Below are 26,414 nucleotides of genomic sequence, written 5' to 3'. Positions count from 1 at the left end.
AGAGGTGCAAGAAAGCCACAACCGGTGCAACAAGGGCTCAACAGGAACCGTAAAGGCGCAACCGGTTGCGCAACGACCAGCGGCCCTGCCCGACGCGCCCCTCGGGTCCAGTCCCCACTCTGGTCGCCACGGAAGCCGGTCCAGAGAGAACGGACCTCCCCACCGGACCACCTCAATGGCCCCACACGCTCTCGTCTGAGAAGGGCCTGAAATGGGCCAAAACGAGCAGTCGGCCCTCCCACCGAAGCGGAAGGGCCGACCATGCGCCCCGGGGACCTCACCCGCCTAGGAAGGTGAGTGCCCCAGTGCCTCCCGGCTGTGGTACCCGGCTAGCGGCGCCGCTTGCGCGCAGTGAGCACCAGCAGACCACCAGCTGCCAGGGCTACCGCCCAGGGCAGGACTTGGGCGGCGTCGCTACCGGTCTTGGCCAGCTTGCCCGTGCGCCCCGGGGTCGCAGTCGCAGACGGAGTCGGCGACGGCGCCGCCGGCGGTGCCGTGGGCTGGCCCGGCTGCGAAGGCGTCGGCGTCTGCGACGGCGTCTCAGACGGAGTCGGCGTGCCCGACGGAGTCTCGGACGGAGTTTCACTCGGGGTCTGCGACGGAGTCGGCGTACCCGACGGAGTCTCGGACGGAGTCTGACTCGGCGTCTGAGACGGAGTTTCACTCGGGGTCTGCGACGGAGTCTGGCTCGGCGTCTGAGACGGAGTCTGGCTCGGGGTCTGCGACGGGGTCTGGGTCGGCGTGGGCGGGGTGGCAGGCTCTTCCTTGACGTTAACGATGTCATCCAGGCTCACCTGGCCACCACTTTGCTTCACACTGACCACAACGGCACGCGCGTTGAGCTTGTACCCGGCAGGAGCCTTGGTCTCCACCAACTCATACTCCCCCCACGGCACCGCACCAAAACGCACAACACCATCCACACCAGAAGTCGCGCTAGCAACCACCTTGCCCGCCTGGCGCAGCTCAAAGACCGCCCCCGACAACGGCACACCAGCCTGGTCCTTCTTCACCCCCACCACATCGGCCCGCTTAACCGCGTTGGTCACGCTACCCACATCCACACTCTGGCCCTGGGCAGAAACCCTCACGCTCTCCTTAAACGCAGTGTCAAGCACGTAGTTCTCCAGCGTGGATACCTCCACCAGCTCATACACGCCGTAGCGCACACCCGCAAACGTGGCCACACCATCACCATCCGTGGTGGCCCGGTAGACGTTCTTCCCCGACTGACGCAACGCAAAGACCACACCAGCCAGCTTCTTGGCCGCATCATCAGCATCCACCTTGGTCACCGTCACCGTGCCAGTAATCGGAGCGTTCTCCCAGTCACCCACCGCAACCGTCTGGCCCTGCGTGGAAACCACGACCTCCTTGGTCACGGTCGAGAGCTGGTACCCCGCAGGCGCCACGGTCTCACGCAGCTCGTACTTACCAAACCGCACGTTCGCAAACGTGGCCAGGCCATCGGCCTGCGACTGCGCCGTATAGGCAGCCGCGTCAGCAACCACGCCGGCCTCAGAAACCGGGAACAACCCGAAGGTCGCACCAGGCAGGACCTTAGAGGCATTACCGGTCTCGACCTTCTTCACCGCCACCGACCCCGTGATCGGGCTGTTGTCCCAGTTGCCAACCTGGACCACCTGGCCCTGGCTGGAGACCTGAACCTCCTTGGTCAAGGTCGAAAGCTGGTAACCCACCGGTGCCTTGGTCTCACGCAACTGGTAGGTACCGGCCTTCACGCCCGCGAAGTTGGCAACACCAGAAGGACCGGAGATAGCCGTGTACTTCACCGCCCCGGCCTGCTCCAGCACAAACGTGGCACCCGCCAGCTTCTTGCCCGCGTTACCGGCCTCTACCTTGGTCACCGACACCGCACCAACAATCGCCCGGTTCTCCCAATCACCCACTGCTACGGTCTGGCCTTGGGTAGAGATGACAACTTCCTTGGTCACGGTCGAGAGCTGGTAACCCACCGGTGCCTTGGTCTCACGCAACTGGTAGGTACCGGCCTTCACGCCCGCGAAGTTGGCAACACCAGAAGGACCGGAGATAGCCGTGTACTTCACCGCCCCGGCCTGCTCCAGCACAAACGTGGCACCCGCCAGCTTCTTGCCCGCGTTACCGGCCTCTACCTTGGTCACCGACACCGCACCAACAATCGCCCGGTTCTCCCAATCACCCACTGCTACGGTCTGGCCTTGGGTAGAGATGACAACTTCCTTGGTCACGGTCGAGAGCTGGTAACCCACCGGCGCCACGGTCTCACGCAACTCGTACTTACCAAAGCGCACGCCCGTGAACGTGGCCAGGCCATCTGCCTGCGACTGGGCCGTGTAGGCAGCCGCGTCGGCGACCACGCCGGCCTCGGAAACCGGGAACAGACCGAAGGTCGCGCCAGGCAGGACCTTAGCGGCGTTACCCGCCTCGACCTTCTTCACGCTCACCGTGCCAGTGATCGGGGCATTCTCCCAATCACCCACCGCTACGGTCTGGCCCTGGGTAGAGATGACAACTTCCTTGGTCACGGTCGAGAGCTGGTAACCCGCCGGCGCGGCGGTCTCGCGCAGCTCGTACTTACCAAAGCGCACGCCCGTGAACGTGGCCAGGCCATCGGCCTGCGACTGGGCCGTATAGGCAGCAGAGTCAGCCACCGAACCATCGCCAGCAACAGCGAACAACCCAAAGGTCGCACCAGCCAACGGGGTCGCCGCCGCACCGCCATTACCCGCCTCGACCTTCTTCACACTCACCGTGCCAGTAATCGGAGCGTTCTCCCAGTCACCCACCGCAACCGTCTGGCCCTGCGTGGAAACCACAACCTCCTTGGTCACGGTCGAAAGCTGGTAACCCGCCGGCGCCACGGTCTCACGCAACTGGTACTTACCGAAACGCACGTTCGCAAACGTGGCCAGGCCATCGGCCTGCGACTGCGCCGTATAGGCAGCCGCGTCAGCAACCACGCCGGCCTCGGAAACCGGGAACAACCCGAAGGTAGCACCAGCCAGCGGGGTCGCCGCCGCACCGGTCTCGACCTTCTTCACACTCACCGTGCCAGTGATCACCGCGTTAGGCACCTTGCCCACGTTGACCACCTGCCCCTGCGAAACCACCTGGGCATCCCAAGACTGACCAGACAACTGGAAACCAAGCACCGGAACAAGCTCACGCACCTTGTACGAACCAAAGCGCACATTCTCAAACCGCACCACACCATCACGCCCAGAAACCTGACGATCAACCGGCGCAGCAGCCACCTGCCCATCACCACCAACCGGGAACAAACCAAACTCAGCCCCCGGCAACACCGACACCATGTCCGCAGCATCAACCTTGGTCAACACCACCGAACCAGTAATCGCAGCGTTCTCCCAATCACCCACCGCAACGGTCTGGCCCTGGGTAGAAACCACAACCTCCTTGGTCACGGTCGAAAGCTGATAACCCGCCGGCGCCACCGTCTCACGCAACTGGTACTTACCGAAACGCACGTTCGCAAACGTGGCCTGGCCATCGGCCTGCGACTGCGCCGTATAGGCAGCCGCGTCAGCAACCACGCCGGCCTCGGAAACCGGGAACAACCCGAAGGTCGCACCAGCCAACGGGGTCGCCGCCGCACCGCCATTACCCGCCTCGACCTTCTTCACACTCACCGTGCCAGTAATCGGAGCGTTCTCCCAGTCACCCACCGCAACCGTCTGGCCCTGGGTAGAAACCACAACCTCCTTGGTCACGGTCGAAAGCTGGTAACCCACCGGCGCCACGGTCTCACGCAACTGGTACTTCCCAAAACGCACACCCGTGAAGGTAGCCACGCCATCGGCCTGCGACTGCGCGGTGTAAGCGGCAACGTCGGCCACCACACCGGCCTCGGACACCGGGAACAGGCCGAACGTCGCGCCAGCCAACGGGTTCGCCGCCGCGCCGGTCTCAACCTTCTTCACGCTCACCGACCCAGTGATCGGCGTGTTCTCGAAGTCTCCGAGCGGCACCGTAGCGCCGTGCTCGAAGACCACCACCTGCTTCTCCGCAGTGGAGAGCACGTAGCCGGCGGGGGCGGCCACCTCACGCAACGCGTAGGTGCCCTTGCGGACTCCCGTGAAGGTAGCCACGCCGTCGGCCTGCGACTGGGTGGTATAGGCGGCAACGTCGGCCACCACACCGGCCTCGGAAACCGGGAACAACCCGAAGGTGGCGCCAGGCAGAGCCACACCGGCATTACCGGCCTCCACCTTCTTCACCGTCACAGTGCTCGCGATCGGGGCGTTGCCCACCTTGCCGAGGTTGACCACCTCGCCCTGGGCGGAGATCTGGGCGTCCCACGTCTGGGTGGACAGGACGAAACCAGGCGCGGCCTCGATCTCCTTCACCTGGTAGGAGCCCACCGGGACCGGGGTGAAGCGCACCACGCCGTCGGTGCCGGAGCGTTGACGCATCAGGGGCTGGGCGGCCGGCGCGCCGTCGGGACCGAGCTGGAACAGGCCGAACTCGGCGCCCGGCAGCAGGGAAACCATGTCCGCAGCGTCAACCTTGGTCAGCTCCACGGTGCCGGAAACGGCACGGTTGACGAACGGCTCCGAGCGCAGGTCAATGAAGTAGGCGTCGCTTGCCAGGTACGCCGTATCAACCCGCTCGCTCTTGACGTAGCCGGGCGGCGCGGAGAGCTCGCGCACCTGGTATTCCCCGAAGCTGACGAAGTCGAAACGCACCACGCCGTCCTGGCCGGAGGTCGCCGTGTAGCGCGGGGTGTCCTGGTCGCCGAACCCCATCACCGGGAACAGGCCGAACTCTGCGCCTGGCAGGGGCCTGCCCGCTTCGTCCGTCTTCATCAGCAGCACGGCGCCCTCGGAGCGGTAGTTCTCCACCGTCTTCTCGATAAGGGTGCTGGACTGATCCACCGTCACGTCGAAGGGGGCGCCGGTGGAGAAACCACGCGGCGGCGTCACCTCCACCACCCGGTACTCACCGGGGCTCACCCCGTAGAAGTTGGTGATGCCGTCCATCGTGGTGGGCTGGGAGGTCTGCACGGTGGTGTTGCCCTGGAGCAGCTCGAACACCGCGCCGGCCAGGGTGGTCTGCGGGTCTTCCGCATCAACCTTCGTGATCTGGATCTGGGCACCGGACTGGTGGTTCACCACCCGGTAGGCACCGTCCTGCTCGTTGGACGGGTAGGGGCTGGTGCCGGAGAGGTAGATCGAGAACGGGTCGATCGGGAGGAAGCCGGGCAGTGGCTCCAGCTCGATGACATCGTACTCGCCGAACTCCAGGTTCTCGAAGGTGGCGTTACCAGCGGAGTCGGTCTCGCCTACGCGGGTCTCCTGACCCGGGATCGCCGGGCCGGGAATCGGCATGGGCTGCGGTTTGGGCAGCGGCTGCGGCATGGGCCGGGGGATGGGCCGGGGAATGGGCATGGGCATCGGCCCAGCCTGCGCCGGGTTGACGAAGCCGCCTACGGCCGCAGCCACCGCGCTGGTGAGCGTGGGCAGGCTGACCGCGTCGATCATCGGGGGGCGGCGGCGCAGCTCAAAGCGGACCCCGGGCAGCGGCCTGCCCTTGTCGTCCACCTTGTGGATCGTCAGGTCCCGCCTGCCGGGCACGATACCTATGTTGCGGCTCGGGAACGGGTTGGTGGTCGAGACCGTGAATACGCCGGTGGCGCCTTCGTTGCCGGTCACCGTTTCGATGTGGGAGATCGTGCCGTTTCCGGTCGCGTTGGCGGGGCTGAATGCCTCCGCGTCCTGCTTCTGGGTGACCAGCTTGTACTCGCCGCGCTTGTCCACGGTAAAGCTGAACTCACCGAACGAGGGGAAGGTGCCGTCGATCTCGGTGCCGTCGGCGTTCCGGGCCGGACTGCCGTCGGCATTCTTCACGTAGACCAGCTGCCCGTCTCCGGGGTAGTCGTCACTGTCCTCGATGCCGTTGGCGTTGCGGTCCATGAAGACGCGGCCGGTGATCGTGTAGTTCCTCGTGTTTACCCGCGAATTGTTGGTGTCGAAGAACGTCCCGTCGCTGTGGGACACGATCATCGAGTTGATGGCAGCCTGGGTGTTGAGGTACGGCCGGTTGTAGCCGCTGGGCGGCATCTGGTGCTTGGAGACCAGGTGAGCCGTGTAGCCCGGTTCCAGGCTCTGGCCCGGCTTCAGGACGGCCTTGGTCATGCGCACGTCCGCCCAGGAGGCGCGGTTTTGCGCCACCTGCTGCGCCAGCTCCTCCTCCGTGAGCCAGGTGACCTGCAGCACGGAGTTGAGGTCGGGGCCCTGCTCGATCAGGGAGTAGTAGAGGTCGAACTTCTGCAGTGTCTGCGCGTTCTCCGGTAGCTCGCTGAGGGGGCCGGCCAGCGGCGCCCGGAACCCGGAGTGGGTCATCTCCTCCGGGCTGCCGCCGTAGTCGCTCTCGCGCAGCCAGGTGCGCGGGGCGTAGGCGCCGTGGGCGTCCGGCACGATCGAGTGGTCGTTCACGTGCGGGAAGACGTCGATGAACTGCACGCGGTCAACCGGGGCGTCGGTGCCGTTGGTGACGGACTGGCGCCAGTAGAAGTAGTCGCCCTTGTCCACCATCGGCGAGCTGACGAACCAGTCGGTCCCGTTGGCGGATACCTCTAGGCGACCGCTGACCTCCTTGGCGCCGACGATGTTGATCGTGTGCCGGTTGGTGAGGAACGCCTCCGTGGTGTTGCCGTCCTTGTCGAGGTCCAGGGCGTCCACGTAGCGGTGGGTGCCGTCCTCGGCCGTGACCTCGCGCTCGCCGTTGTCGCGCCAGATCGAGTAGGAGTCGATCACGTTCTCACCCTCGGGGGCGAGGCCGGTGGCGCGCAGGTAGTAGCGCAGGGAGAGGGTGGCGTTGGGCCGGTCGGCGGACTTCACCACGCGGTTGACGCCCAGGTCCACCACCAGCGCGTCGCGGCCGTCGCCAAGGTAGTTCGGGTGGACTTGGGTGGTGTAGCTGTCGCGGGACTGGGTGTAGTTGTTGAACCTGACGTCCCAGAGGCGATCGAATTCGACGCCGGGCGGGAGCATGACCACGTGCCGCAGCCGGTTGACCGTGCCGTTGCCGGGCGCCCACTTACCGGTGGGAACCAGGGTGTCGGTGAACAGGTAGAGCATGGGGCAGGAGCTGATGGGGCTCTGGCCGGGATTGAAGCCGGGGCAGCGCTGGTAGGTGCGGGGGCCGTAGTTGGTGGCCCCGCTCAGGTCGAGCTTCGGTTCGGGCAGCTTGATGGTCACCGTGTCCGTGGCCACCGGGCTGGTGGCCGCAACACCGGTGACCTTGTCGGTGGCGGTGAAGGTGGCGCTGTTGCTGTACTCCTGTGGGGTGCCGTACTCCTTGCCGCCCCACTTCTGCACCTCGGCCCGCACCATGTCCGTTCCCACGGTGAACTCGTAACCCACGGAGTTCATGGCCAGGCCCCTGGGGAAGTCGAGTTCCAGGGCGACGAAGCTGCGGATCTGGTCGTTGACCGTCAACTCGCGGCCCACCTGGAGGTTACGCCCGATCTCTACGCGGTAGCCGTTCGCGCGCACGCCGTAGAGGATGTTGAAGGAGTTGTTGAGCGCCTCCTCCACCTGACGGTCGGCGGCCTGCGGGGCGCTGAGGCGGTAGCCGCGGCTGATCTCGAAGGTGTCGTAGTACAGGCGCGGGTCAAGGGAGTGGTCGGAGACGCGCTTGGCCAGGTGGGTGTCTCCGTCCTGGCTCCAGTTCAGGGCGAACTTGATCCGGCCGGAACCCTGCTCCGGGATGGAGCTTCCCTCCCGCCAGAGGCTGTCGTGGCCGTAGGTCAGCTGGGGGGTCTTGGCGGTCTTTTCCAGCTGCAGGGCGGCGGGGGCGGCGGGCGGTCCGTAGGCCCGGAACTCCGCCCAGGCGGTGTCGGTGCTGGACACCATCGTGTCGGTGCCCTCGTAGGTGAGGAAGGCGGTGCCGACGTTTTGGTGCATTAGCGGCGTGCCGGCAGGTGCCTTGATGGCCACGTTCTTGTAGAGCAGGTGGATCCGCTTGAAGTAGCCGCGAGTGTCTGTTGCCTCCGCGTCCCATGCGTCGGAGAAAACGGCCTTGTTCCCCTGCACGCTCCATCCCTCCTGGATGGACTGCGGGGCGAGCTCTACGCCCTCGGCGAGGGTGTTTTCGAAGCGAACCATGGAGGGGAAGAATTGGCCGGCCCCGTCCGGCGCGCCGGAGGCGGGGTCGGGAATGACGTGGAAGTCGTAGCTGACCAGGACGCCCTCGACGGGCGTGTGGGTGGCGTCGCTCGCCTCCTGCTCGGAGGCAAGCTGGAACGTTGCCTGCGCAACGCGCTCCCGGTTCTGCTGGCCCTCGACGTTCTTAACTACGCCCTCCGATGCCTGCATGCTGAACTTGTAGGCAGTGGAAGCCTTGGCGGTGAACGTGGCGGTGGCGGAGGCCAGTTCGGTGCGCTCGTCGGAGAGCAGGATCCAGGTGGGCGTCACGGTGGTGCCGTTGGGGGCAGCGCCGTTGCGGAAGGTGAGTGAGAAGGGCGCGCTGATGGTGGTCTGATCGGCCAAGTCGTCTACGTAGTATTCGACGAACCAGCTGGACTCGTCCTCTGAGCGGACGGTGTATGAGGATTCGCGCGGCTCTAGGAACTCCACCGCCTCGATGTATTCGGACTGCTTGGGAATGGAGAGCCTGAATAGGACGTTCTGGAGCCCCTCTCCTATTCCGGAGACGTGCGCATGCGCCACCGCCTCGATCGGCACTCCGCTCCAACCCGTCAGGTCCGGCTCGCTGCCATCCTGGAGCGCGTCGAAGGTGGTGATCTTGAGGTCGTAGTTTGCCGGCGCGGCAGAAACGGCCTTGGCCGCAAAAGGGGTAAACGCCATCTGGGCAAGCAGGAGCACGGTTAGCGCCAGCGCCAACCAAGCTCCTCGCAGAGGCATAGTTCTGCTAATTGAGTTCTTCATGTGCTTTTTGTCCTCAGTACGTGGGAAGGAATGAGGTCATCTGACGACACGAAAGCGCGTAGTCGCGTCTCAGCATAAGCAAAATGGCAGACAAATGATAGTCAGCGCCTAAATGCTTGCTTGACTCCCGCGCATTTGGGGATTTGTGCCGTTAAATACGGGTCGGGGTCCAGCACCGCGTCCCTTCGATGCTGGACCCCTTTCCCCTCTTGAAGCTCGGGCCCGCTCCTCTAGAGCCTCCGCGAACTCCAAGCCTTGCCCCAAGGCCGCGCTTGCGTGCGCGCTTTGGGAAGACCCAGGTGAGTGTCGATCACTTTTGATCACTTAACACTGGGCATGAATGTAGTGGCACAGGCCGCCAAGTGGTACATACCAATCGTGTTGGACTGCCCACACTTCGCCGCCCCGCCAGCCTTGCATCCGTACCCCCAGGGGGTATACTGAGGCGCGAAAACACGGCACTGTGTGGGCGGCCGCCGCATCCCCCACCCACTGCCACTCCCCCAGACCTAACTTCCATTCAACCGCCCGATCGGAGCCCCATGGCGAGCTACTCAGACAGCAAGCCGGCCCTGCAGGCGCGGCTACGCCGCATCGAGGGGCAGGTGCGCGGGCTGCAGCGCCTGATCGAAGAGGACACCTACTGCATCGACGTGCTGACGCAGATTTCCGCCACCACCAAGGCGCTGCAGGCCGTGGCCAACTCGCTGCTCGCGGACCATATGAACCACTGCGTCATTCAGGCCGCCCAGTCCTCCCGGGCCGAGGGGGAAGAAAAGGTCCAAGAGGTAATGACCGCACTCAACCGTTTTATTCGCGCCTAACCGCACCCACCCAAGAAGGAGAATTCCATGAGCACGGAGCCCACCACCTTTGACCGCACCATCGAAATCGACGTGGACGGCATGACCTGCGGCCACTGCGTCAGCCACGTGACCGACGAGCTGAACCTGCTGCCGCAGGTGAACAACGTGTCCGTGCTGCTGCGCAAGGACGCCACCTCCACCGTCACCGTGGTGATCAGCGAGCCGGTGGAAGACGCCGCCCTGAACGCCGCCATCGACGAGGCCGGCTACGACGTCGTCGCCATCCGCCGCGACGAGAAGTAACCGGGCCCCACCCAGCCAGGAGGAACCAGTGGCCAGCGAGGAACGCTTCATCGACCTGAACGTGGAGGGCATGACGTGCGCGTCGTGCGTCAACCGCGTGGAGCGCAAACTCAACAAGTTGACCGGCGTCTCGGCGCTGGTCAACCTGGCCACGAACTCCGCCCGCGTCGAGGTCACCGACCCCTCTGTCGGCGCCGAAGAGCTGATTCAGGCCGTCCGCGCCGCCGGCTACACCGCCTCCCTGCGCGTGCCGGCCACCGCTGCGGCCCAGTCCACGCCGCCTGCCGGGGTGCACGACGCCCCGCCCGCCGCCCTCACCGCTGCGCCGCCCGGCGCTGCGGCCGCTGCTGGGGGCGGCGGGGCGGCAACGTCGGACAATCAAGCGCCCGCCACGGCGGCCGGCCTGGGCACGCACCTGGCGGTGTGCGCGGTGCTGGCCGCGCCGGTGATCGCGCTGTCCATGTTCCCGCCGCTGCAATTCCCGGGCTGGCAGTGGGTGATCGCGCCGCTGGCCTGGATCGTGGGCGCGTGGGGCGCCTGGCCGTTCCACGTGGCGGCGGCGCGGGCCGCGCGGCACGGCGGTTCCACCATGGACACGCTGGTGTCGCTGGGCGTGCTGGCCTCGCTGGCGTGGTCCACGTGGGCCCTGATCTGGGGCGGCGCGGGCCAGATCGGCATGCGCATGTCCATGACGCTGCTGCCGCGCCACTCCACCCACTCGATGGGCGCGGAGCTCTACTTCGAGGGCGCTGCGGCGATCGTCGTCTTCCTGCTGCTGGGCCGGTTCCTGGAGGGCCGCTCCCGGCGCCAAGCCGGAGACGCGCTGCGCGCACTGCTGGAGCTGGGCGCGAAGGAGGTGGACCTGGTCACGGACCTGACCACGCGCGCCACCGTGAGCGTGCCGGTGGAGCAGCTGCGGGTGGGGGACCACTTCCTGGTGCGCCCCGGCCAGAAGGTCGCCACGGACGGTGTGGTGGTTGACGGCACCTCCGCCCTGGACGAGTCCCTGCTCACCGGGGAGCCGGTGCCTGTGGACGTGGCCCCCGGCGACCGGGTCACCGGCGCCACGCTGAACACCTCCGGGGCGCTGCTGGTGCGCGCCACGGCGGTGGGGCAGGACACGGCGCTGGCGCAGATCAGCGCGCTGGTGACGAACGCGATGGCGGGCAAGGCGCCGGTGCAGCGCCTGGCGGACCGGATTTCCGCGGTGTTCGTGCCGGTGGTGATCTCGTTGAGCCTGCTCACCTTCGGGGCTTGGTGGCTGTGGGGCCCGTCCCTGACGGCGGCGTTCACCGCCGGGGTGGCGGTGCTGATCATCGCCTGCCCGTGCGCGCTGGGCCTGGCCACGCCCACGGCGCTGCTGGTGGGCACCTCTGCGGCCGCCCGGCGCGGCATCCTGATCAAGGGGCCGGAGATCCTGGAGTCCACGCGGGCGCTGGATACGGTGGTGCTGGACAAGACCGGCACGCTCACCCAGGCCCGGATGCGCGTGGAGGCCGTGCTGGCCGCCTCGCCGGGGGCGGCCCCGCTTCCGCTGGCGGGGTTGGCCAACGTTGCCGCCGGCCCCGCCCACGGCGAGGCGTTGACCGCGCTGCGGCTGGCGGGCGCGGTGGAGGCGAACTCCGAGCACCCCATCGCTGCGGCGGTGGCCGAAGCCGCCCGGGAGGCCTCGGAGCGGCTTGGCGCCGGCGCGCTCCCGCCGGTCGCCGCGTTTAACTCCTCCACCGGTTACGGGGTGCGCGCCACCGTCGAGGGGGCCGAGGTTGCGGTCGGACGCCCGCAGTGGGTGGCTCAGCAGCTCGGCGGCGGCGCGACCGACGGAACGGACGGCGCAGACCGGGCCGCAGCGGATGCGGCCGGCGCGGACGCGGATGAGGCGGCGGCCTGGGAGCGGCGGGCACGGGAGCTCTCCGCCCAGGGCGCCACGGTGGTGGCCGTGGGCTGGGGTGGGCAGAGCCGCGCCCTGCTGGTGCTGCGCGACCCGCTCAAGCCCGAGGCCGCGCAGGCCGTGGCGGAACTGAAGGCGCTGGGGCTGACCCCGTGGCTGGTCACCGGCGACAACCCGGCCAGCGCCCAGTTCGTGGCCCAACAGGTCGGCATAGAAAACGTGCGCGCCGGCGTGCTGCCGGCAGACAAGCTGGCCATCGTGGAGGAGCTCCAGCGCTCGGGCGCCACCGTGGGCATGGTGGGCGACGGCGTGAACGACGCGGCCGCGCTTGCCGCCGCCGGCAAGCGCGGCCTGGGTATCGCCCTGGGCACCGGCACCGACGTGGCGATCGCCGCCGCGGACGTCACGCTGGTGCGCACGGACCTGCTGGCGGTTCCCGCAGCGATCCGCCTGGCGCGCGCCACGCTGCGCACCATCAAGCAGAACCTCTTTTGGGCCTTCTTCTACAACGTGGCCGCCATCCCCCTGGCCGCGTTCGGCTGGCTCAACCCGATGATCGCCGCCCTGGCGATGGCATTCTCATCCGTGCTGGTGGTGAGCAACTCGCTGCGCCTGCGCGCCGCCCTGCCGGCCTAGGCCCGTCCACAAAAAGCCCGCCGCGCCGCGCGCGGCGGGCCAGCCGTTATTAAAATCGCTCTCGCCGGTCCCCCACTCCGCCTTCCAGCAGTGGAAGACTGGTATTAACTATCGCCATAGCTGAGCGGATTTAGCGCTCTAGGACAAAGGCCCTACAGTTACGTGGGCACTGCCAGACGAAAGGGGAAAACGTGTCATCAGCACAACAGTCCACCGGTTCCCCTCAGGATCCCGGTCAGCAGAAGCAGACTGCCTCCTCCCCCCAGTCCCCCGAAGCCCGGGGCCTGTGCGTGCCCATGGGGAGCGGATGGACCGCCCTGGACCTGACCGCGTCGGAGAACGAGCTGGTCAAGCAGGTCGAGGACCTCTCTTCCATCCACTTCCCCGAGAGCCAGCGCGCCCGCACCTGGCTGGGCGAGATCGCCGAGCAGGTTGCGCTCAACGACGGGCGCTCCCTGGCCTTCCTCTTCGCCTGCGCCGACACCCCGCATGGCCTGCCCGCAGGAATCCCGATCTCCGCCGCCAGCTTCTGGCACTACCTGTCCACCCCGAACCGGCCCATCACCCTGCCCGTGGTCGCCCGCTCCATCAGGGCCGCCGCCCTCCCGGGCGACGAGTTCGAGCAGCTGCGCCTGGCGGGCGTGTGCGCCTTCCGGCGCGTGCGCATCGCCTCCGGCCAGGCCGAGGAGGACGGCGAGTCCACCCCCGTCCTGTGCGTCGACTACTGGATCGCCGCGCCCGGCGACCGCGCGATCGTGCACATCGCCTTCTCCACCCCGTGGACGCAGTTCGCCAAGGAACTCGTGGACTACTCCCACGACGCCCTCAACCGGGCGCAGTGGAGCTTCTACCACGACAACGACTTCTCAGTCACCGACCTGCCCTGCCCGGCCCCCATCGACGAGGACGCCCTGCTGGCCCTAGAGACCACCAGCGACGACGACCTGGACCAGGTCACCCTGGCCCCGACCGAGGAAGACAGCCTGGACCCGTGGTGGGCCAACCTCAGCACCCAGATGTCGTACATCGTCACCCTGGTCTCCGAGTGGGCCCAGACCCAGTCCGGCGTCCTGCTCACCAGCGCCAACCCGGAACACGCCCACCGCTAGAGGCACCGATTTGGGGCCGCACGGCCCCGCCGCAGTTCCGCGCGCCCGCATAGCTTCGTAGACTCGCCCCCATGACTAAGGAACCGCAGGAAAAGCAGCCACAGCCAACTGCCGAACCTGCGCAGTCCACGCACGCGCCGGAACAAGGGGGGCAGGCGGAGGCAACGTCGTCCACCAAGAGGCGCTGGTGGCAGGCCGGCGACCTCTCCGAAGCCATGTCCATGGCCCAAGAAGAGGAAATCGACCCCCGCCAGGCCGCCGGCCGCCAAGCCGTGGAGGCCGGCACCGCGCGGCGTGCCCAACTCAGCGCCACCGACTTCGGGCACAGCCCCTCCGTCAACTGCCTGGTGATCGACGTCCCCGAGCACCGCACCCGCAAGGTCACCGACCTGGTCTCCATGGTCCTCAACCTGCTGGGGCTCCTGGCCGTGCTCCTCCTGTCCGTCGTCGCCAGCAACGTCACCCACGGCGTCACCCTCGACGTGCAAAACGCCGTCACCACCGCCATGCGCCAGGTACTGCTGGTGCCCGTCAACGTGGTGGAGAGCATCCTCACCTTCTTCGCCCCCATGCTGGTGCTGGCCGAGCTCCTGCTACGCCGCCGCTACCAGGAGACCGCCACCGCCCTCGTGTGCGCCGTGCTCGCGGCGGCCACCGGCCTCGGCGTCTCCTACCTGCTGTCCAACTGGGCCCCCGAGGCCCTGGTGAGCGGCCTGACCATCACCAACGACGGCGTGGCCGTGGCCTCCATCAACATGGCCCTGGCCGCCATCACTGCGCTCCTGGCCGGCGTCGGCAACCGCGACCGCCTCCCCTCCGTGCGCTGGAGCTGGTACCTACTCGGCCTCGTCATGGCCTTGTCCGTGGTGCGCGGCGCACTCACCCTGCCCGGCGCGATCATCACCATCCTGCTGGGCCGCGCAGTCGGCCACGCCGTGCGCTACATCCACGGCGTCGAGCCCTCCCGCGCCACCGACGCCAAGCTCGTGGCCGCAGTACGCCGCGCCGGCATCCCCGCCAACCAGCTCATCCGCCTAGGCGTGGCCAACCCCGCCAGCGCCGAGGCCGTCCTCGTCACCACCGAGACCAGCCTGGGCGCAGCCGAGGTCCGCTCGCGCGAATTCGCCACCAGCGCCACCGCGAGCGCCGAACGCGACCTGATCGGCTTCGGCGTGGCCCCCGCCCCGCTCATCGACGTGCCCGCGATGCTCGCCGACGTCGAGACCGGCGTGGTGCCTCGCCTCCACGTGCCCGCCTCCCGCATCTACGCCGCCCTGGACGACTCCGGGCAGCGCACCGACGTGGTGGTGCTGGACGACGACCGCGAGGTCATCTCCATCCTCTCCCACCTGTGGGACCGCCTGCGCCTCCAAGGCCTGCGCACCACCCCGGCCGTCACCCTCACCACCACCGCCAACCACGCCCTGCTCATGACCCAGCAGGCCAAGGCCGCCGGGATCAACACCCATACCTTCACCGGCGTGACCGGCGTGGAGGACTCACTGGTGCTCACCGCCCAGCACCCCCCGCAGCTCCTGCCCCTCTTCGCGCTCGCCGCCCTCCCCGAGCCCATCTCGCCGGAGGACGCGGCCCGCCGCGTCTGGGAATCCGTGCGCCGCGCCCACAACGCCGGCCTCTCCCACCGCTCCCTGGACGAGAACACCGTGTGGCTGGACCAGGACGGGCAGGTGTGGATCACCGACTGGGACAACGGCGAGGTCGCCACCAACGACCTGGCCCGCCGCATCGACCTGGCCCAGACCCTGGCGCTGCTCACCGCCCAATACGGCGCCGAGGTTGCCCTGCAGACCGCCGCCGAGTACATCAGCGAGCAGCAGCTGGCCACCCTGGCGCCCGTCATGCAGCGACTGACCATGCCCCGCAGCACGCTCGCCGCCGTCGGCAAGGACGGCATGCAGCTGCTGCGAGACGTCCTGGTCAGCCTCATGCCCGAGGGCGAGGCCGCCGCACCGCCAGTGCAGGTCGCCCGCTTCTCCGTGCGCAACCTGGTGATGATCGTCTTCGTCGTCTTCCTGGTCTGGGGCGTGCTGGGATCCATGAACTTCTCAGAGATCGCCACCGCCATGGGCACCGCCAACCCGTGGTACCTGGCCGCCGCGTTCGGCATGGGCCTCTTCTACTTCCTGGGCGGCGCCCTAGCCCTGCAGTCCTTCGCGCTCAAGGCCTTCCGGCTGTGGGACGCCATCGTGGTGCAGGCCGCCTCCACCATCGTCTCCCTGGTGGCGCCCGCCGGCATGGGCCACGTGGCCGTCAACCTGCGCTTCGTGCTCACCCGCGGCGAGACCATGCCCCAGGCCCTGGCCACCGTGGCCCTCTGGCAGACCTCCCAGGTCACCGTCACCCTGGTCTTCCTGGCGATCCTGAGCCTGTTCTCCGGGGACTTCATAGACTTCTCCCTGCCCAGCTCCACCGTCATCTACGCCACCGCCGGCGCGCTGGTGCTGATCGGCCTGCTGCTCCTGCTCAAGCCCGTACGCGCCTGGCTGTGGAAGATCACCGGGCCCACCCTGAAGCAGATCTGGCCCCGCCTGGTGTGGATGGCCGGCAACCCGCTGCGCCTGGCCCGCGGCGTGAGCGGCAACCTGCTGCTCACCCTGGCCTTCGTGCTCACCCTGGACCTGGTGCTGCTCGCCTTCGACCAGCACATCCCGCTGGCCACCGTGGCCATCACCTTCCTGGCCTCCAACGCCGTGGGCTCCCTCATCCCCGCCCCCGGCGGCATCGGGCCCGTGGAGGCCGCCCTCACCGGTGGACTCTCCCTGGCCGGCGTGCCCGCCGGCGCCGCCTTCTCCGTGGCGCTGGTCTTCCGCCTCATGACCATGTGGGCGCCGTGCATCGTCGGCTGGTTCGCCCTCAAAAGCGCCGAGCGGCGCGGGCTCATCTAGGCACTGGCGGCGGCCCCAAGGGGCGCCGGGCTCCCGAACGCGGGCTCATCTTGGCACTGCCGGCGCGGGCCGGCGCGCGGCGGGCTGATGCGGCACCAAAAAGGGGCGGGTGGGGAGAACCGTTTGGTTCGTTCTCCCCACCCGCCCCGGGTAGCTGGGCTTGCTCAGCGCATCAGCTTGTTCAGCTCGGCCAGCACCACGCCGCTCACGGAACGCTCACCGCCGGTGATGATGACGCTGGCGGGCTTGCCCAGGTGGGCCAGGACCGTCCGGCTGGGGGCGGGCAGTAGGCCCGCCTTGGTCAGCACCAGGACGCCGTTGCTGTTGGCGGCCAGGGCGCCGCCGCCCAGGGCGTCGGCGAAGACCTCACCGGAGGCGACCACAACGGTGGCGCCCTGCGGGGCGAACTGCTTGGCCAGCGCTGCGGCGGTCTCGTAGCGGTCCGGGCCCACGAACTTATGCGCCACCGGGAGCTTGGCCGCCGCGACTGCCGCCGAGGCGCCCGCGCCCACCACGGAGATCTCCAGCCCGGACTTGGTCAGGAAGTCGGCCACCTGGGCCGGCAGCTTGGCGCCGGCGGACAGGACGGTGACTGACTTGGCCGGGCCGGAGATGCTGCCCGCCGCCAGGGCGTCGGGGTAGTTGGTGCCGGTGGCAACCAGGACTCGCCCGATGGCCGGGTCGATCTGCTTGGCGCGCTTGGCGACCTCGAGGGAGGTGCTGTAGCGGTCGGTGCCGGCCACGCGCTCCACCTCGATCTTGGCGGCGGTGAGCTGGGCGGCCACGGCGGCGGGAACGGCGTTCAGGCCGCCCACCACGTAGACCTTCTTCACCCCGCGCTCGGTCAGGGCGGTGACCACCTTCGCCTCCAACTGGCCGGCGGAGGTGAGGTAGAGCGGTGCCTTCAGGGCCCGCGCCAGCGGGGCGGCGGCCAGCGCGTCGGGCCAGTTGCGCCCCGTGGAGAGCACGGCGGCGTCCGAGGCCACCGGCATCTCCTTGGCGACCGCGAGCGCGGTATCTACGCGGTTAGCGCCCGCCAATCGCTTGACGGAGGTAGTGGGAGCGGGCGAAACGGACGGCGTGACGGACACGCTCGCAGACGGCGTGACGGACGTACTCGCAGACGGCGCCGCACTCGCAGACGGCGTGACGGACGCACTCGGGGCCGGCTCCTGCGTCTCCTGTGCGCGGTCCTTGACCACGAACACGATCTGGGAGATCGGGGTGGACAGCGCCGCACCCTCCTTGGTGGTGAGGCGGTAGCGCAGGTTGACCTTGTACTCGCCGGGCTGAGAGAAGGCCCATGCGGGGTGGGCGTGCACGGCGCCGTCGATCTCGAGGGTGGTGGGGTTGCCGGCGCGGTTGCCGAGCAGCACGCTCACCTGGCGCTCAACGGCGTCGAAGGTGTAGAGCGCGACCTCGCCGGGGCCCTCCACGGAGACCAGGTCCAGGAAGGTGGCGCGGTTGTACTTGGAGTAGGTCAGGTGGTCGGTGGAGTAGCCGGGCCACGGCATTCCCGCCTTTTGCACCTGCGGTAGGTGCCAGCCCAGGCTGCCGTCGGCCGGCAGAATCTGCTCCCACCCCTCGCCGGAGGGGGCACGCTTCAGCTTGGCCGCTGCCGGCACCACGATGGCGACGTGGCAGGCCGACCGCAGCACCGAAGCACGGCTGGCGGTGCGGGAATCGTCCTTCACGCGCAGGGCGATCGAGTCTGCCTCTTCCACTGCAGCCAGGTCAAGGTGCCCGGACTCGACGGCGATGCGCCCCTTATACGTCTCGAACTCCATGCCCTGGTCCACCTGCGGCTGGCCAGCGGGGCACTGCTCCTCTGCCTGCGGGCTGCCTTGGGAGGCACTCACGCTGGGCGCCGGGCTGGCGCTTGTGCCCTGGGACGGGGACGACGTTGCCGATGCGCTCGGTTCTACAGTCGCACCTGCCGAAGCTGAGGCCGACGGCGCGGGATCCGCAAAGGCCGAGGCGCTCACACTCGCCGACGCGCTCACGCTGGGCGCGGCGGTGACGTCGGCGCTGGCAGACGGTTGCGGCTGGGTTTCCTCAAAGCGCGGGATCCGCATGGTAGCGGTGACGGTTTGGGCCGGATCGTAGGAGGCGACCACCTCTGCGGTTGCGCGCTGCAGGTTTGTCACCAGCGGGTGGGGGACAAAGCGCAGCTGCAGGTAGTAGCCGTTGTAGTAGTAGTCGGCTCCGCTCAGCGCGAGCTCGTACTCGGTGGGTCCGCCGGCCACAAATCGCAAGGTGGCCTCCGGCGACTTGTCGGCCTTGTCGGCAAAGAGCGCCAACTCGGTAATGCCTGCGGCGGCAGCGTCGTCCAACTTGAACTTGGCAACCAGGGTGTCCTTGGGGCCGGAGGAAACCTCCACGGCCACGTTGGGGTCCTTGTCAGCCCGCACTTCGGTCGCGGCGAAGACATTGGTGGGGGCGGGCGTGCGCGGGGCGAGTTCTGGCGCGTTCTGGCTGGTGGTAGCGCTCTGGCCGCCGTGCCGGTAGGTCACCGGGGCGGAGGTGAAAAGGACCTGCCCATCGGCCCCCTTCACCTGGACCTGAATCTGGTTTTGGGCACTGCCCAGGAGCTCGGCAAACTCGGCCACACCGCCGCTGAGGGCAACGTCGGCAAGCTTGTAGCCGTTAAGCAGGAAGGTGGCCGTGCCTGCAACGTCGGCGCCCATGTCTACGCGCAGGCGGTCCAGCAGAGGCACAACGGAGGCATCCGGCTCCCTCGCGCCCGTTGCCGCACCTACGGTCAGGGTGGGGGTAGAGGCCTCGGCTGTGGCTGAGGTGGAGGTGACCGTGGCACCGGGGCGGGCACCACCCACCTGCCAGCGCAGCACCCGCTCGGGACTGGTTAGGAGGGTGCCGTCAGTCTTGCGGGCGGTGACGCGATAGGTCATCTCGTAGCGGCCCGGCGCAGAAAACATCGTGTAGTTGTGCGTGTGGCTGCCCGGAGAGAGGAAGTAGCTGCGGTAAGCCGGGTCCGTGGAGGACAACAAGCGGGTGGCCTGTCCAGCCGATTCTTCGTCGTCCCCAGCAAACCAGTTGAGCAGCTCTACCCGGCCGGGCCCATCCACGCTAACCAGGTCCAGAGAGAAGGTCGCGTTTCTAAACTCCTCGGTCGGGATGTTGGTGTCCGCCCCGAAGCCGGACCAGATAGCAATCTTGGCGACTTCCGAGTTGAAGTGGGCCATGTACCAGGTCTCGCCCTCGCTGCCCAGGAAGGCGAGCTCTGGGGCATCGGCCGGGATCGTGAAGGCGTACTTTTGCACCCCTCGCCGGTAGCTCTTGCCCAGGTGGTTGATGGTGGCGTCCACCCGCTCCTTGGTGGTGGCACTCAAGTCTGCGTAGAGCTCAAAGTTGCCGTTTTCAAAGTAGGTCTTTGGGCTGTCCACGTGGCCGATCGGGGCCACCGTGAGCCCGGAGTCGTCCGGCAGCGCGTTGGTGGCCGGCTGCGGGGCGGCGGGGGCGGGAACGGGTGCGGTGGCGGCGAGCGCGTCGGCGGGCAGGAGGATTCCTGCCGCCGTCAGGGCGATGGCGGCTGCCAGGGCGCCCAGGCGCCCAGCGCGCGCGCCGCGCGTGGTGGCGAGGGTGGAGTTGGTCATCAGTCTCTTTCTAAGACAGGCCTACACAAGTGACCTCGAAATGATAACCATTCGCACTAAGGATGGGTGGGAGCGCCCCTGTCGGCTAGCGCACATGGCCACGCCCGCAGCGGCACCCCATGACCGTGCCCGCCACTAAGACCGGCCGCACGTAGCGAAGGCCGCAACGGCAACGTCGTCCCCCAGCGAGAACTCTTAGTCCAGGTGCTTGTCCACGAAGCGCGAGTAGTGGCCCTGGTGGATCACGGGGATCGTGTCGGTGGGGCCGGCGCGGTGCTTGTCCACGATGATGTCCACCTCGCCCTTGCGCTCGTCCTCCTTCTCGTAGTTGGGACGGTGCAAAAGGATGACGATGTCCGCGTCCTGCTCCAGCGAGCCGGACTCGCGCAGGTCGCTCATGGTGGGCTTCTTGTCGGAGCGCTGCTCGGAGGAGCGGTTGAGCTGCGCCACCGCGATGAGCGGCACCTCCAGCTCCTTGGCCAGCAGCTTCAGCGCGCGGGAGAACTCCGAGACCTCCTGCTGGCGCGACTCCACCTTGCGACCAGAGCTCATCAGCTGCAGGTAGTCCACCACGATCAGCTTCAGGTCGTGCTCCATCTTCAGGCGGCGGGCCTTGGCGCGGATCTCCGGCAGGGTCAGGTTGGGCGAGTCGTCGATGAAGAGCGGGGCGTCGGCGATGCGACCGATCACGTCACCCAGCTTGAGCATCTGGTCCTCGGTGAGCGCGCCGTTGGCCATGGCGTTCTGGAACACCTGCGCCTCCGCGGACAGCAGGCGCTTGGTGATCTCAGCGGCGCTCATCTCCAGGGAGAAGATCACGCAGGTCTGGTTGTTGCGGATCGCGGCGTGGCGGCACACGTCCAGGGAGAAGGTGGACTTACCGACACCGGGGCGGGCGGCCACGATGATCATCTGGCCGGGGTGGAAGCCGTGGGTGAGGTTGTCCAGGTCGCGGAAGCCCGTGGGAACCATTCCCTCGCTGACCTTGCCGCCCCGGATGGCCTCCAGCTCGTCGAAGACGGGGTTGAGGGTCTCCCCCAGGCGCACGTAGTCGGTGCGCTGGCGCGACTCGGTGGCCCGCATAACCTCCGCCTGGGCCTGATTGACGATCTCGTAGGCATCGCCGCCGTCACTGGCGTATCCCAGCTGGACGATGCGCGTGCCCACCTCCACCAGGCGGCGCAGCATGGCCCGCTCGCGCACCAGGGCCGCGTAATACATGGCGTTGGCGGCGGTAGGCACCGAGGCGACCAGGGTGTGCAGATAGTCGGCTCCACCCACGCGGGCCAGCTCGCCGCGCCGAGAGAGCTCGCCGGCCACGGTGATGTTGTCCGCCGGCTCGTTCTTGCCGAACAGGGAGATGATGACGTCGTAGATCATCGCGTGGATCGGCTTGTAGAAGTCCTCCGCGCGCAGGATCTCACTGACCTCGCTGATGGCCTCCTTGGACAGCAGCATGGCACCCAGCACGGACTGCTCCGCCTCCACGTTTTGCGGGGGCGTGCGGTCAAAGTCGTCCCTGCTGTCCATTGCGCCCTCCCGTCCTTTGCTGGCCTCGCGCGAAGGTACCGCCTCGATTCCGCCCCCGCAAATTGCCTGTGGATAACATGTGGACGACGTGCCGGGAAACCGCACCGCCCCTGTGGGTAACGTGGGGATTGTCCGATGCTGCCGCCGCCCACCACCTGGAGTTTGTGGCGGAATCGTGCGGATTTCAATTCACATACCCACCCAGTTTCCAAATGCTGAGATGCGGACAATTAGCGGGTTTTCTATCCACAACCCTCCAGCCAAGGTTGAGCTAGACGCCCGCATCGGGCGCGTCTTGCGCATTGCTCACCCGTTTCGCTCAAGCCGGACACGCGCCCGCCACGACCCTCGCTGCAACTGACTGTGGACGAAAGCGCCCGCCCACTCCACACCATCCACAGCGAACTTCCAGCATGTTTTCAGGCATTGGCGCCTCGTTTTCCCCAGGGGATACACACAAGCTGTGGATAAACCTGTGCATTTCCCCCGGATCGACACGCCCGGCAGCTGCACGCACTCTCAAGTACAGCTTTAAAGCTGTGCGCGCATAGGCTGGGAGCACCCGACGCAAGGAAATCCATGCCCTCGCCAACTTCGCCAGGCCTGCCCGGTCAAACCGGCCCCGACGCCCCCGCCACGCCATCTGCTGCGTCCACGCGATCAATCAGCGCAGCAGCCCCTGCCGATGCCGGTAATCACGGGCATTCTGGGGCGGGTGTTGCCATTCCAGGAGCCCAGGCAGCCGCGGAAACTGACAAAGGTCCGGGCGGAGCTGCAAGCGGCGGGCCGGGTGCACCTGCAAGCGGCGGGGAGCTTAAAGGCCCGGACGATGCGGCACCCGAAGCTCCTGCCAACAGCAGGGCCACCGAGCGGCGCTCACTGGATCGGCAGATCCTCGCGATCGCGCTGCCATCTCTGGGGACGCTGTTGGTTCAGCCACTCCTACTAATCGTGGATTCGGCGATGGTGGGACACTTGGGCACCACTGCGTTGGCCGCCCTAGCGCTGGCCTCCACGATCGTGTCCACACTTGCGGGTTTGTGCATATTCCTGGCCTACGCCACCACCGCCACCGCTTCGACTCACCTGGGTGCCGGCCGGCCCGACCTCGCCTTGCGAGCCGGCATGGATGGAACCTGGTTGGCAGCGCTCCTGGGCACGGCGCTGTTTGCGCTGCTACTCCTGGGCGCAGACCCGATTGTGGGGCTGTTTTCTCCCCCTGCCGACGTCTCCCCGGGTGCCACCGCCTACCTTCGTTTCATCTCCCCCGGGATGGTGGGGATGCTGGTTGCGATGGCGGCCACGGGCGCACTGCGCGGCATGCTCGATGCCCGCACCCCACTGTGGGTAGCCACTGCAGGCGCAGTGATCAACGTGCCGCTGAACTACCTATTCATCTACGTGGCCGGCCTTGGCGTGGCCGGGGCAGGGCTGGGCACAGCGATCGCCGAGCTACTCATGGGCGGGGCACTGGTCGCGGCGGTAGTGCGTGCCGCCCGCGCACAGGGAGTCTCGCTGCTGCCGCACGGGGCGGGGGTGCTAGCCAGCGCCAGCCAAGGCTGGCCGCTGTTCGTCCGCACCCTCGCTATGCGGGTGGCGATGGTGGCCGCCGTGTGGAGTGCCACCGCAGCCGGCGCCGTGACGTTGGCCGGATACCAGGTGGTCAACTCGGTGTGGAACCTGGCGGCCAACGGCCTGGACGCACTGGCCATCGCGGCACAGGCCCTCACCGGCGCCGCAATCGGCGCCGGTGACCACACCCGCCTCCGGGCCACACTGGCACGCTGCACGCGCTGGGCGGTTGGCACCGGCCTGGTAGTTGGAGCCGCAATAACGCTTCTCTCTCCACTGCTACCACTCATTTTTGGTGCACATCCGGGAGAGTTCGGGGCAACACCTGGGGGCGGGATTAGCACCGCCACACCATCCCCCAGCGCCACCAACACCGGCGAAGCGGCACTAATAGGGCCGCCTCCCAGCGCTACCGCCGCCCCAACGCTAGCCGCAGATATCTCCCAGGGTGCCTGGTGGGCCTCACAATGGGCCGCCCTTTTGGCGGGAGGAACCGTACACGCCTCGGCAACCTGGGCCCTGGCCCTGGCTGGCCTACTCTTCCCGCTGGCTGCCTACGTTTTCATCCTGGACGGCGTGCTGATCGGAGCTGGCGACGGCCGCTACCTGGCCAAGGCCAGCCTGATCATCCTGGCCGTTCACCTGCCCACTCTGGCTGGCCTGACCCTCGTGGCCCGCTCAGCCGCAGAGCCCTGGGCTCTTTCCATCCTCACCCTAGGCTTTGCCGGCGTCTTCATGGTGGGGCGGGCGATAGCAAACGGGCGCCGGGCGGCAACGTCGTACTGGTATGCCATCCCCTCCACCAGCTGATCCACTCAAACCACCCCGCAGTAGGCGGCAGCCAAGGAAGGTAGCCAATGGCGGGCACGCGGTTTCTCCACGCGCCGTGTCTACCGCGCTGCGCTCACTTACTGCCTGCGGCAGCGGCCTGCGCGAGCCTCACAGCCGCCGCCAAGCCAGCTTCCTCCGCCGAGCCGACGACGTGCACCTGCTCCCACGCATTGCCGGGCCGCGTGCGTCCCCAACCGCACAAACGTACGCCCCGGGAAAATGCGACCGATCCGGGCCACGGCACCAACCGGTCACACCAACCCCAACCGCACATGAGTACGCACGGGGTAAATCCGACCGATCCGGGCCACGCCCCCAATCGGTCACACCAGCCCCAACCGCACATGAGTACGCACGGGGTAAATCCGACCGAACCGGGCCACGCCCCCAATCGGTCACACCAACCCCAACCGGTCGCACCCACCATCCCACCACCCCACGCGCCCAACCCACACCCCCAACCGGTCACACCAACCCCAACCGGTCGCACCCACCATCCCACCACCCCACACGTCCACCCCACACCCCCAGGCACGCGCAAAAGGAGCCGGGCCGCAGGGAAAACCCCTGCGGCCCGGCCCTCGCGACCAAAGGTCAGGCAGCCACCACGGCAACCTTCACGTTGGCGACCACGTCGTCGTGCAGGCGCACGGAGACGGTGTAGGTGCCCACGTTCTTGATCGGGTTCTCGATGTGGATCTTGCGACGGTCCACGGCCACGTCGTGAGCGGCCTTGATCGCGGCAGCCACGTCAGCGGTGGAGACGGCACCGAACAGGCGGCCGGCCTGGCCCACCTTGGCGGTGACGGTGACCGGGCCAGACTGCACCTTGTCGCGGGCGTTCTGCGCGGCGTCGATCGAGGAGATCTCGCGCGCGCGCGCGGCGGCCTTCATCTGGTCAATCTGACGCTGGGCGCCCTTGGTCCACGGGGTGGCCAGGTTGCGGGGAACCAGGTAGTTACGGGCGTAACCGTCCTTGACCTCCACCACGTCGCCGGCCTTGCCGAGCTGCGGAACCTCGTGCGTGAGGATCAGCTTTGCCATATCAGTCGATCCTTTCTCAGCGAGCCGCGTGGGAGTAGGGCAGCAGGGCCATCTCGCGGGCGTTCTTCACGGCGCGAGCGATCTTGCGCTGGTCCTGCACGGACACACCGGTGACGCGACGAGAGCGGATCTTGCCGCGGTCGGACACGAACTTGCGCAGCAGCGCAACGTCCTTGTAGTTGATCGGGCCCGTGACCTTGACGGCCTTCATCGGGCTGACCTTCTTCTTCATGGGCTTGCGAAGAGATGCCTTCGCCATGTTGGTCTCCTTGGTTTCTGGGGCGGGCGAGCCACCCGCTTAAAAGATCTGTTGTTTAGAAGGGGGCGTCGTCGCTGTAAGCGCTCGAGCCACCCTGGCTGGCCCACGGGTCATCGTTGCGGCCGCCCTGCGGGGCGCCGTAACCGGTGTTGCCCTGGCCGTAACCGCCGCCGCGGCCGCCCTGCGGTGCACCGTAGCCACCGCCCTGGGGCGCGCCGTAGCCGCCACCGCCCTGAGGAGCGCCGTAGCCGCCGCCACCCTGGCCGCCCTCGCGGCGCTTGCGGGTGATCTGCCCGGTTGCCCACCGCAGGGACACGGCGACGTCCTCCGCACGCAGCTCAACGCTGGTGCGCTCCACGCCGTCGCGGCCCTCGTAGATGTTCTGGGACAGGCGGCCGCGCACGATCACGCGGGTTCCCTTGGTCAGGGTCTCCGCCACGTTCTCAGCCAGTTCGTTCCAGGCCTCGACGCGGATCGAAATGGACGCACCGTCCTTCCACTCGTTGGTGGCGCGGTCGAACTGGCGAGAAGAGGAAATAACGCGGAAGTTAGCAACCGGGGTGCCGTTCTGAATGAAGCGCAGCTCCGGGTCAGCGGCAAGGTTGCCGGTAATGGTGATTTCGTTTTCGCCAGCCATTGTTCGTCCTTCTCAGTGCGGCTAATGCGGGCCCTAAATCAGGCGGCGTCCGGGCGCAGCAGCTTGGTGCGCAGCACGGCCTCGTTGAGGCCCAGCTGGCGGTCCAGCTCCTTAGCCTGGGCGGGGGTGGTGGTCATGTCGACAACCACGTAGATGCCCTCGGACTTCTTGTTGATCTCGTAAGCGAGGTGACGCTTACCCCAGATGTCAACGCTGTCAACGCTGCCACCATCGGTCTTCACCACGGCCAGGAGCTTGTCGAGGGACGGGGCGACGGTGCGCTCGTCCACCTCCGGGTCGAGGATGAGCATGAGCTCGTACTTGCGCATGCAGTGTTCTCCTTCGGTCTAAACGGTCACGGTCT

General features: G+C 67.6%; 13 protein-coding genes. 6 read left to right on the top strand and 7 right to left on the bottom strand.

Annotated features, from left to right (window positions below):
- Window positions 1-329 precede the first annotated feature (329 nt).
- On the bottom strand, window positions 330-8,870 hold the full coding sequence (locus ABYF38_RS05100; RefSeq protein WP_371151253.1) for a SpaA isopeptide-forming pilin-related protein: 8,541 nt from the start codon (window positions 8,868-8,870) through the stop codon (window positions 330-332).
- A 587-nt stretch (window positions 8,871-9,457) separates the two neighbouring features.
- On the opposite strand from ABYF38_RS05100, the gene ABYF38_RS05095 reads away from it, so the two are divergent.
- From ABYF38_RS05095 to ABYF38_RS05075, 5 genes are all read left to right on the top strand, one after another.
- On the top strand, window positions 9,458-9,739 hold the full coding sequence (locus tag ABYF38_RS05095) for a metal-sensitive transcriptional regulator (RefSeq protein ID WP_371151251.1): 282 nt from the start codon (window positions 9,458-9,460) through the stop codon (window positions 9,737-9,739).
- A gap of 27 nt (window positions 9,740-9,766) precedes the next feature.
- The gene (locus ABYF38_RS05090; protein WP_371151249.1) at window positions 9,767-10,024 is read left to right on the top strand and encodes a heavy-metal-associated domain-containing protein; all 258 of its coding nucleotides are present in this window, start codon (window positions 9,767-9,769) and stop codon (window positions 10,022-10,024) included.
- Window positions 10,025-10,052: 28 nt separating this feature from the next.
- On the top strand, window positions 10,053-12,548 hold the full coding sequence (locus tag ABYF38_RS05085) for a heavy metal translocating P-type ATPase (RefSeq protein ID WP_371151247.1): 2,496 nt from the start codon (window positions 10,053-10,055) through the stop codon (window positions 12,546-12,548).
- Window positions 12,549-12,739: 191 nt separating this feature from the next.
- Entirely contained in the window at window positions 12,740-13,657 is a 918-nt protein-coding gene (locus ABYF38_RS05080) for a hypothetical protein (protein ID WP_371151245.1), read from the top strand.
- A gap of 71 nt (window positions 13,658-13,728) precedes the next feature.
- Window positions 13,729-16,563, top strand: coding sequence for a lysylphosphatidylglycerol synthase domain-containing protein (locus tag ABYF38_RS05075; RefSeq protein WP_371151243.1), 2,835 nt, complete (start codon window positions 13,729-13,731; stop codon window positions 16,561-16,563).
- 164 nt (window positions 16,564-16,727) lie between these two features.
- Here the strand turns inward: ABYF38_RS05075 and ABYF38_RS05070 are convergent, their stop codons facing one another.
- Entirely contained in the window at window positions 16,728-20,177 is a 3,450-nt protein-coding gene (locus ABYF38_RS05070; protein ID WP_371151241.1) for a choice-of-anchor M domain-containing protein, read from the bottom strand.
- A gap of 195 nt (window positions 20,178-20,372) precedes the next feature.
- Entirely contained in the window at window positions 20,373-21,707 is a 1,335-nt protein-coding gene (dnaB, locus tag ABYF38_RS05065; protein ID WP_371151240.1) for a replicative DNA helicase, read from the bottom strand.
- A gap of 579 nt (window positions 21,708-22,286) precedes the next feature.
- Here dnaB and ABYF38_RS05060 point away from each other — a divergent pair.
- The gene (locus tag ABYF38_RS05060) at window positions 22,287-24,089 is read left to right on the top strand and encodes an MATE family efflux transporter (RefSeq protein ID WP_371151238.1); all 1,803 of its coding nucleotides are present in this window, start codon (window positions 22,287-22,289) and stop codon (window positions 24,087-24,089) included.
- Between the two features lie 615 nt (window positions 24,090-24,704).
- Here the strand turns inward: ABYF38_RS05060 and rplI are convergent.
- Genes rplI through rpsF form a run of 4 tightly spaced genes read right to left on the bottom strand, consistent with a single transcriptional unit; the run spans window position 24,705 to window position 26,379 of the window.
- The gene (rplI, locus tag ABYF38_RS05055; RefSeq protein ID WP_371151237.1) at window positions 24,705-25,154 is read right to left on the bottom strand and encodes a 50S ribosomal protein L9; all 450 of its coding nucleotides are present in this window, start codon (window positions 25,152-25,154) and stop codon (window positions 24,705-24,707) included.
- A 16-nt stretch (window positions 25,155-25,170) separates the two neighbouring features.
- A complete protein-coding gene (gene rpsR / locus ABYF38_RS05050) occupies window positions 25,171-25,413 on the bottom strand; it encodes a 30S ribosomal protein S18 (RefSeq protein ID WP_371151236.1) in 243 nt (80 codons plus the stop codon).
- 55 nt (window positions 25,414-25,468) lie between these two features.
- Window positions 25,469-26,050, bottom strand: coding sequence for a single-stranded DNA-binding protein (gene ssb, locus ABYF38_RS05045; protein ID WP_371151234.1), 582 nt, complete (start codon window positions 26,048-26,050; stop codon window positions 25,469-25,471).
- A gap of 38 nt (window positions 26,051-26,088) precedes the next feature.
- Window positions 26,089-26,379, bottom strand: a complete 291-nt coding sequence (gene rpsF / locus ABYF38_RS05040; RefSeq protein WP_371151232.1) for a 30S ribosomal protein S6 — start codon at window positions 26,377-26,379, stop codon at window positions 26,089-26,091.
- Window positions 26,380-26,414: the final 35 nt, after the last annotated feature.

This window comes from Buchananella sp. 14KM1171 (genome assembly GCF_041380365.1).
Classification (GTDB): Bacteria; Actinomycetota; Actinomycetes; order Actinomycetales; family Actinomycetaceae; genus Buchananella; species Buchananella felis.
This window is presented reverse-complemented; position numbering and strand designations above follow the sequence as displayed.

Bases quoted from the DNA above. Each gene is read 5' to 3' on its own strand.
- ssb (WP_371151234.1), bottom strand. From the start codon at position 26,050: ATGGCTGGCGAAAACGAAATCACCATTACCGGCAACCTTGCCGCTGAC.
- ABYF38_RS05060 (WP_371151238.1), top strand. From the start codon at position 22,287: ATGCCCTCGCCAACTTCGCCAGGCCTGCCCGGTCAAACCGGCCCCGAC.
- rpsF (WP_371151232.1), bottom strand. From the start codon at position 26,379: ATGCGCAAGTACGAGCTCATGCTCATCCTCGACCCGGAGGTGGACGAG.
- ABYF38_RS05095 (WP_371151251.1), top strand. From the start codon at position 9,458: ATGGCGAGCTACTCAGACAGCAAGCCGGCCCTGCAGGCGCGGCTACGC.
- ABYF38_RS05090 (WP_371151249.1), top strand. From the start codon at position 9,767: ATGAGCACGGAGCCCACCACCTTTGACCGCACCATCGAAATCGACGTG.
- dnaB (WP_371151240.1), bottom strand. From the start codon at position 21,707: ATGGACAGCAGGGACGACTTTGACCGCACGCCCCCGCAAAACGTGGAG.
- rpsR (WP_371151236.1), bottom strand. From the start codon at position 25,413: ATGGCGAAGGCATCTCTTCGCAAGCCCATGAAGAAGAAGGTCAGCCCG.
- ABYF38_RS05070 (WP_371151241.1), bottom strand. From the start codon at position 20,177: ATGACCAACTCCACCCTCGCCACCACGCGCGGCGCGCGCGCTGGGCGC.
- rplI (WP_371151237.1), bottom strand. From the start codon at position 25,154: ATGGCAAAGCTGATCCTCACGCACGAGGTTCCGCAGCTCGGCAAGGCC.
- ABYF38_RS05075 (WP_371151243.1), top strand. From the start codon at position 13,729: ATGACTAAGGAACCGCAGGAAAAGCAGCCACAGCCAACTGCCGAACCT.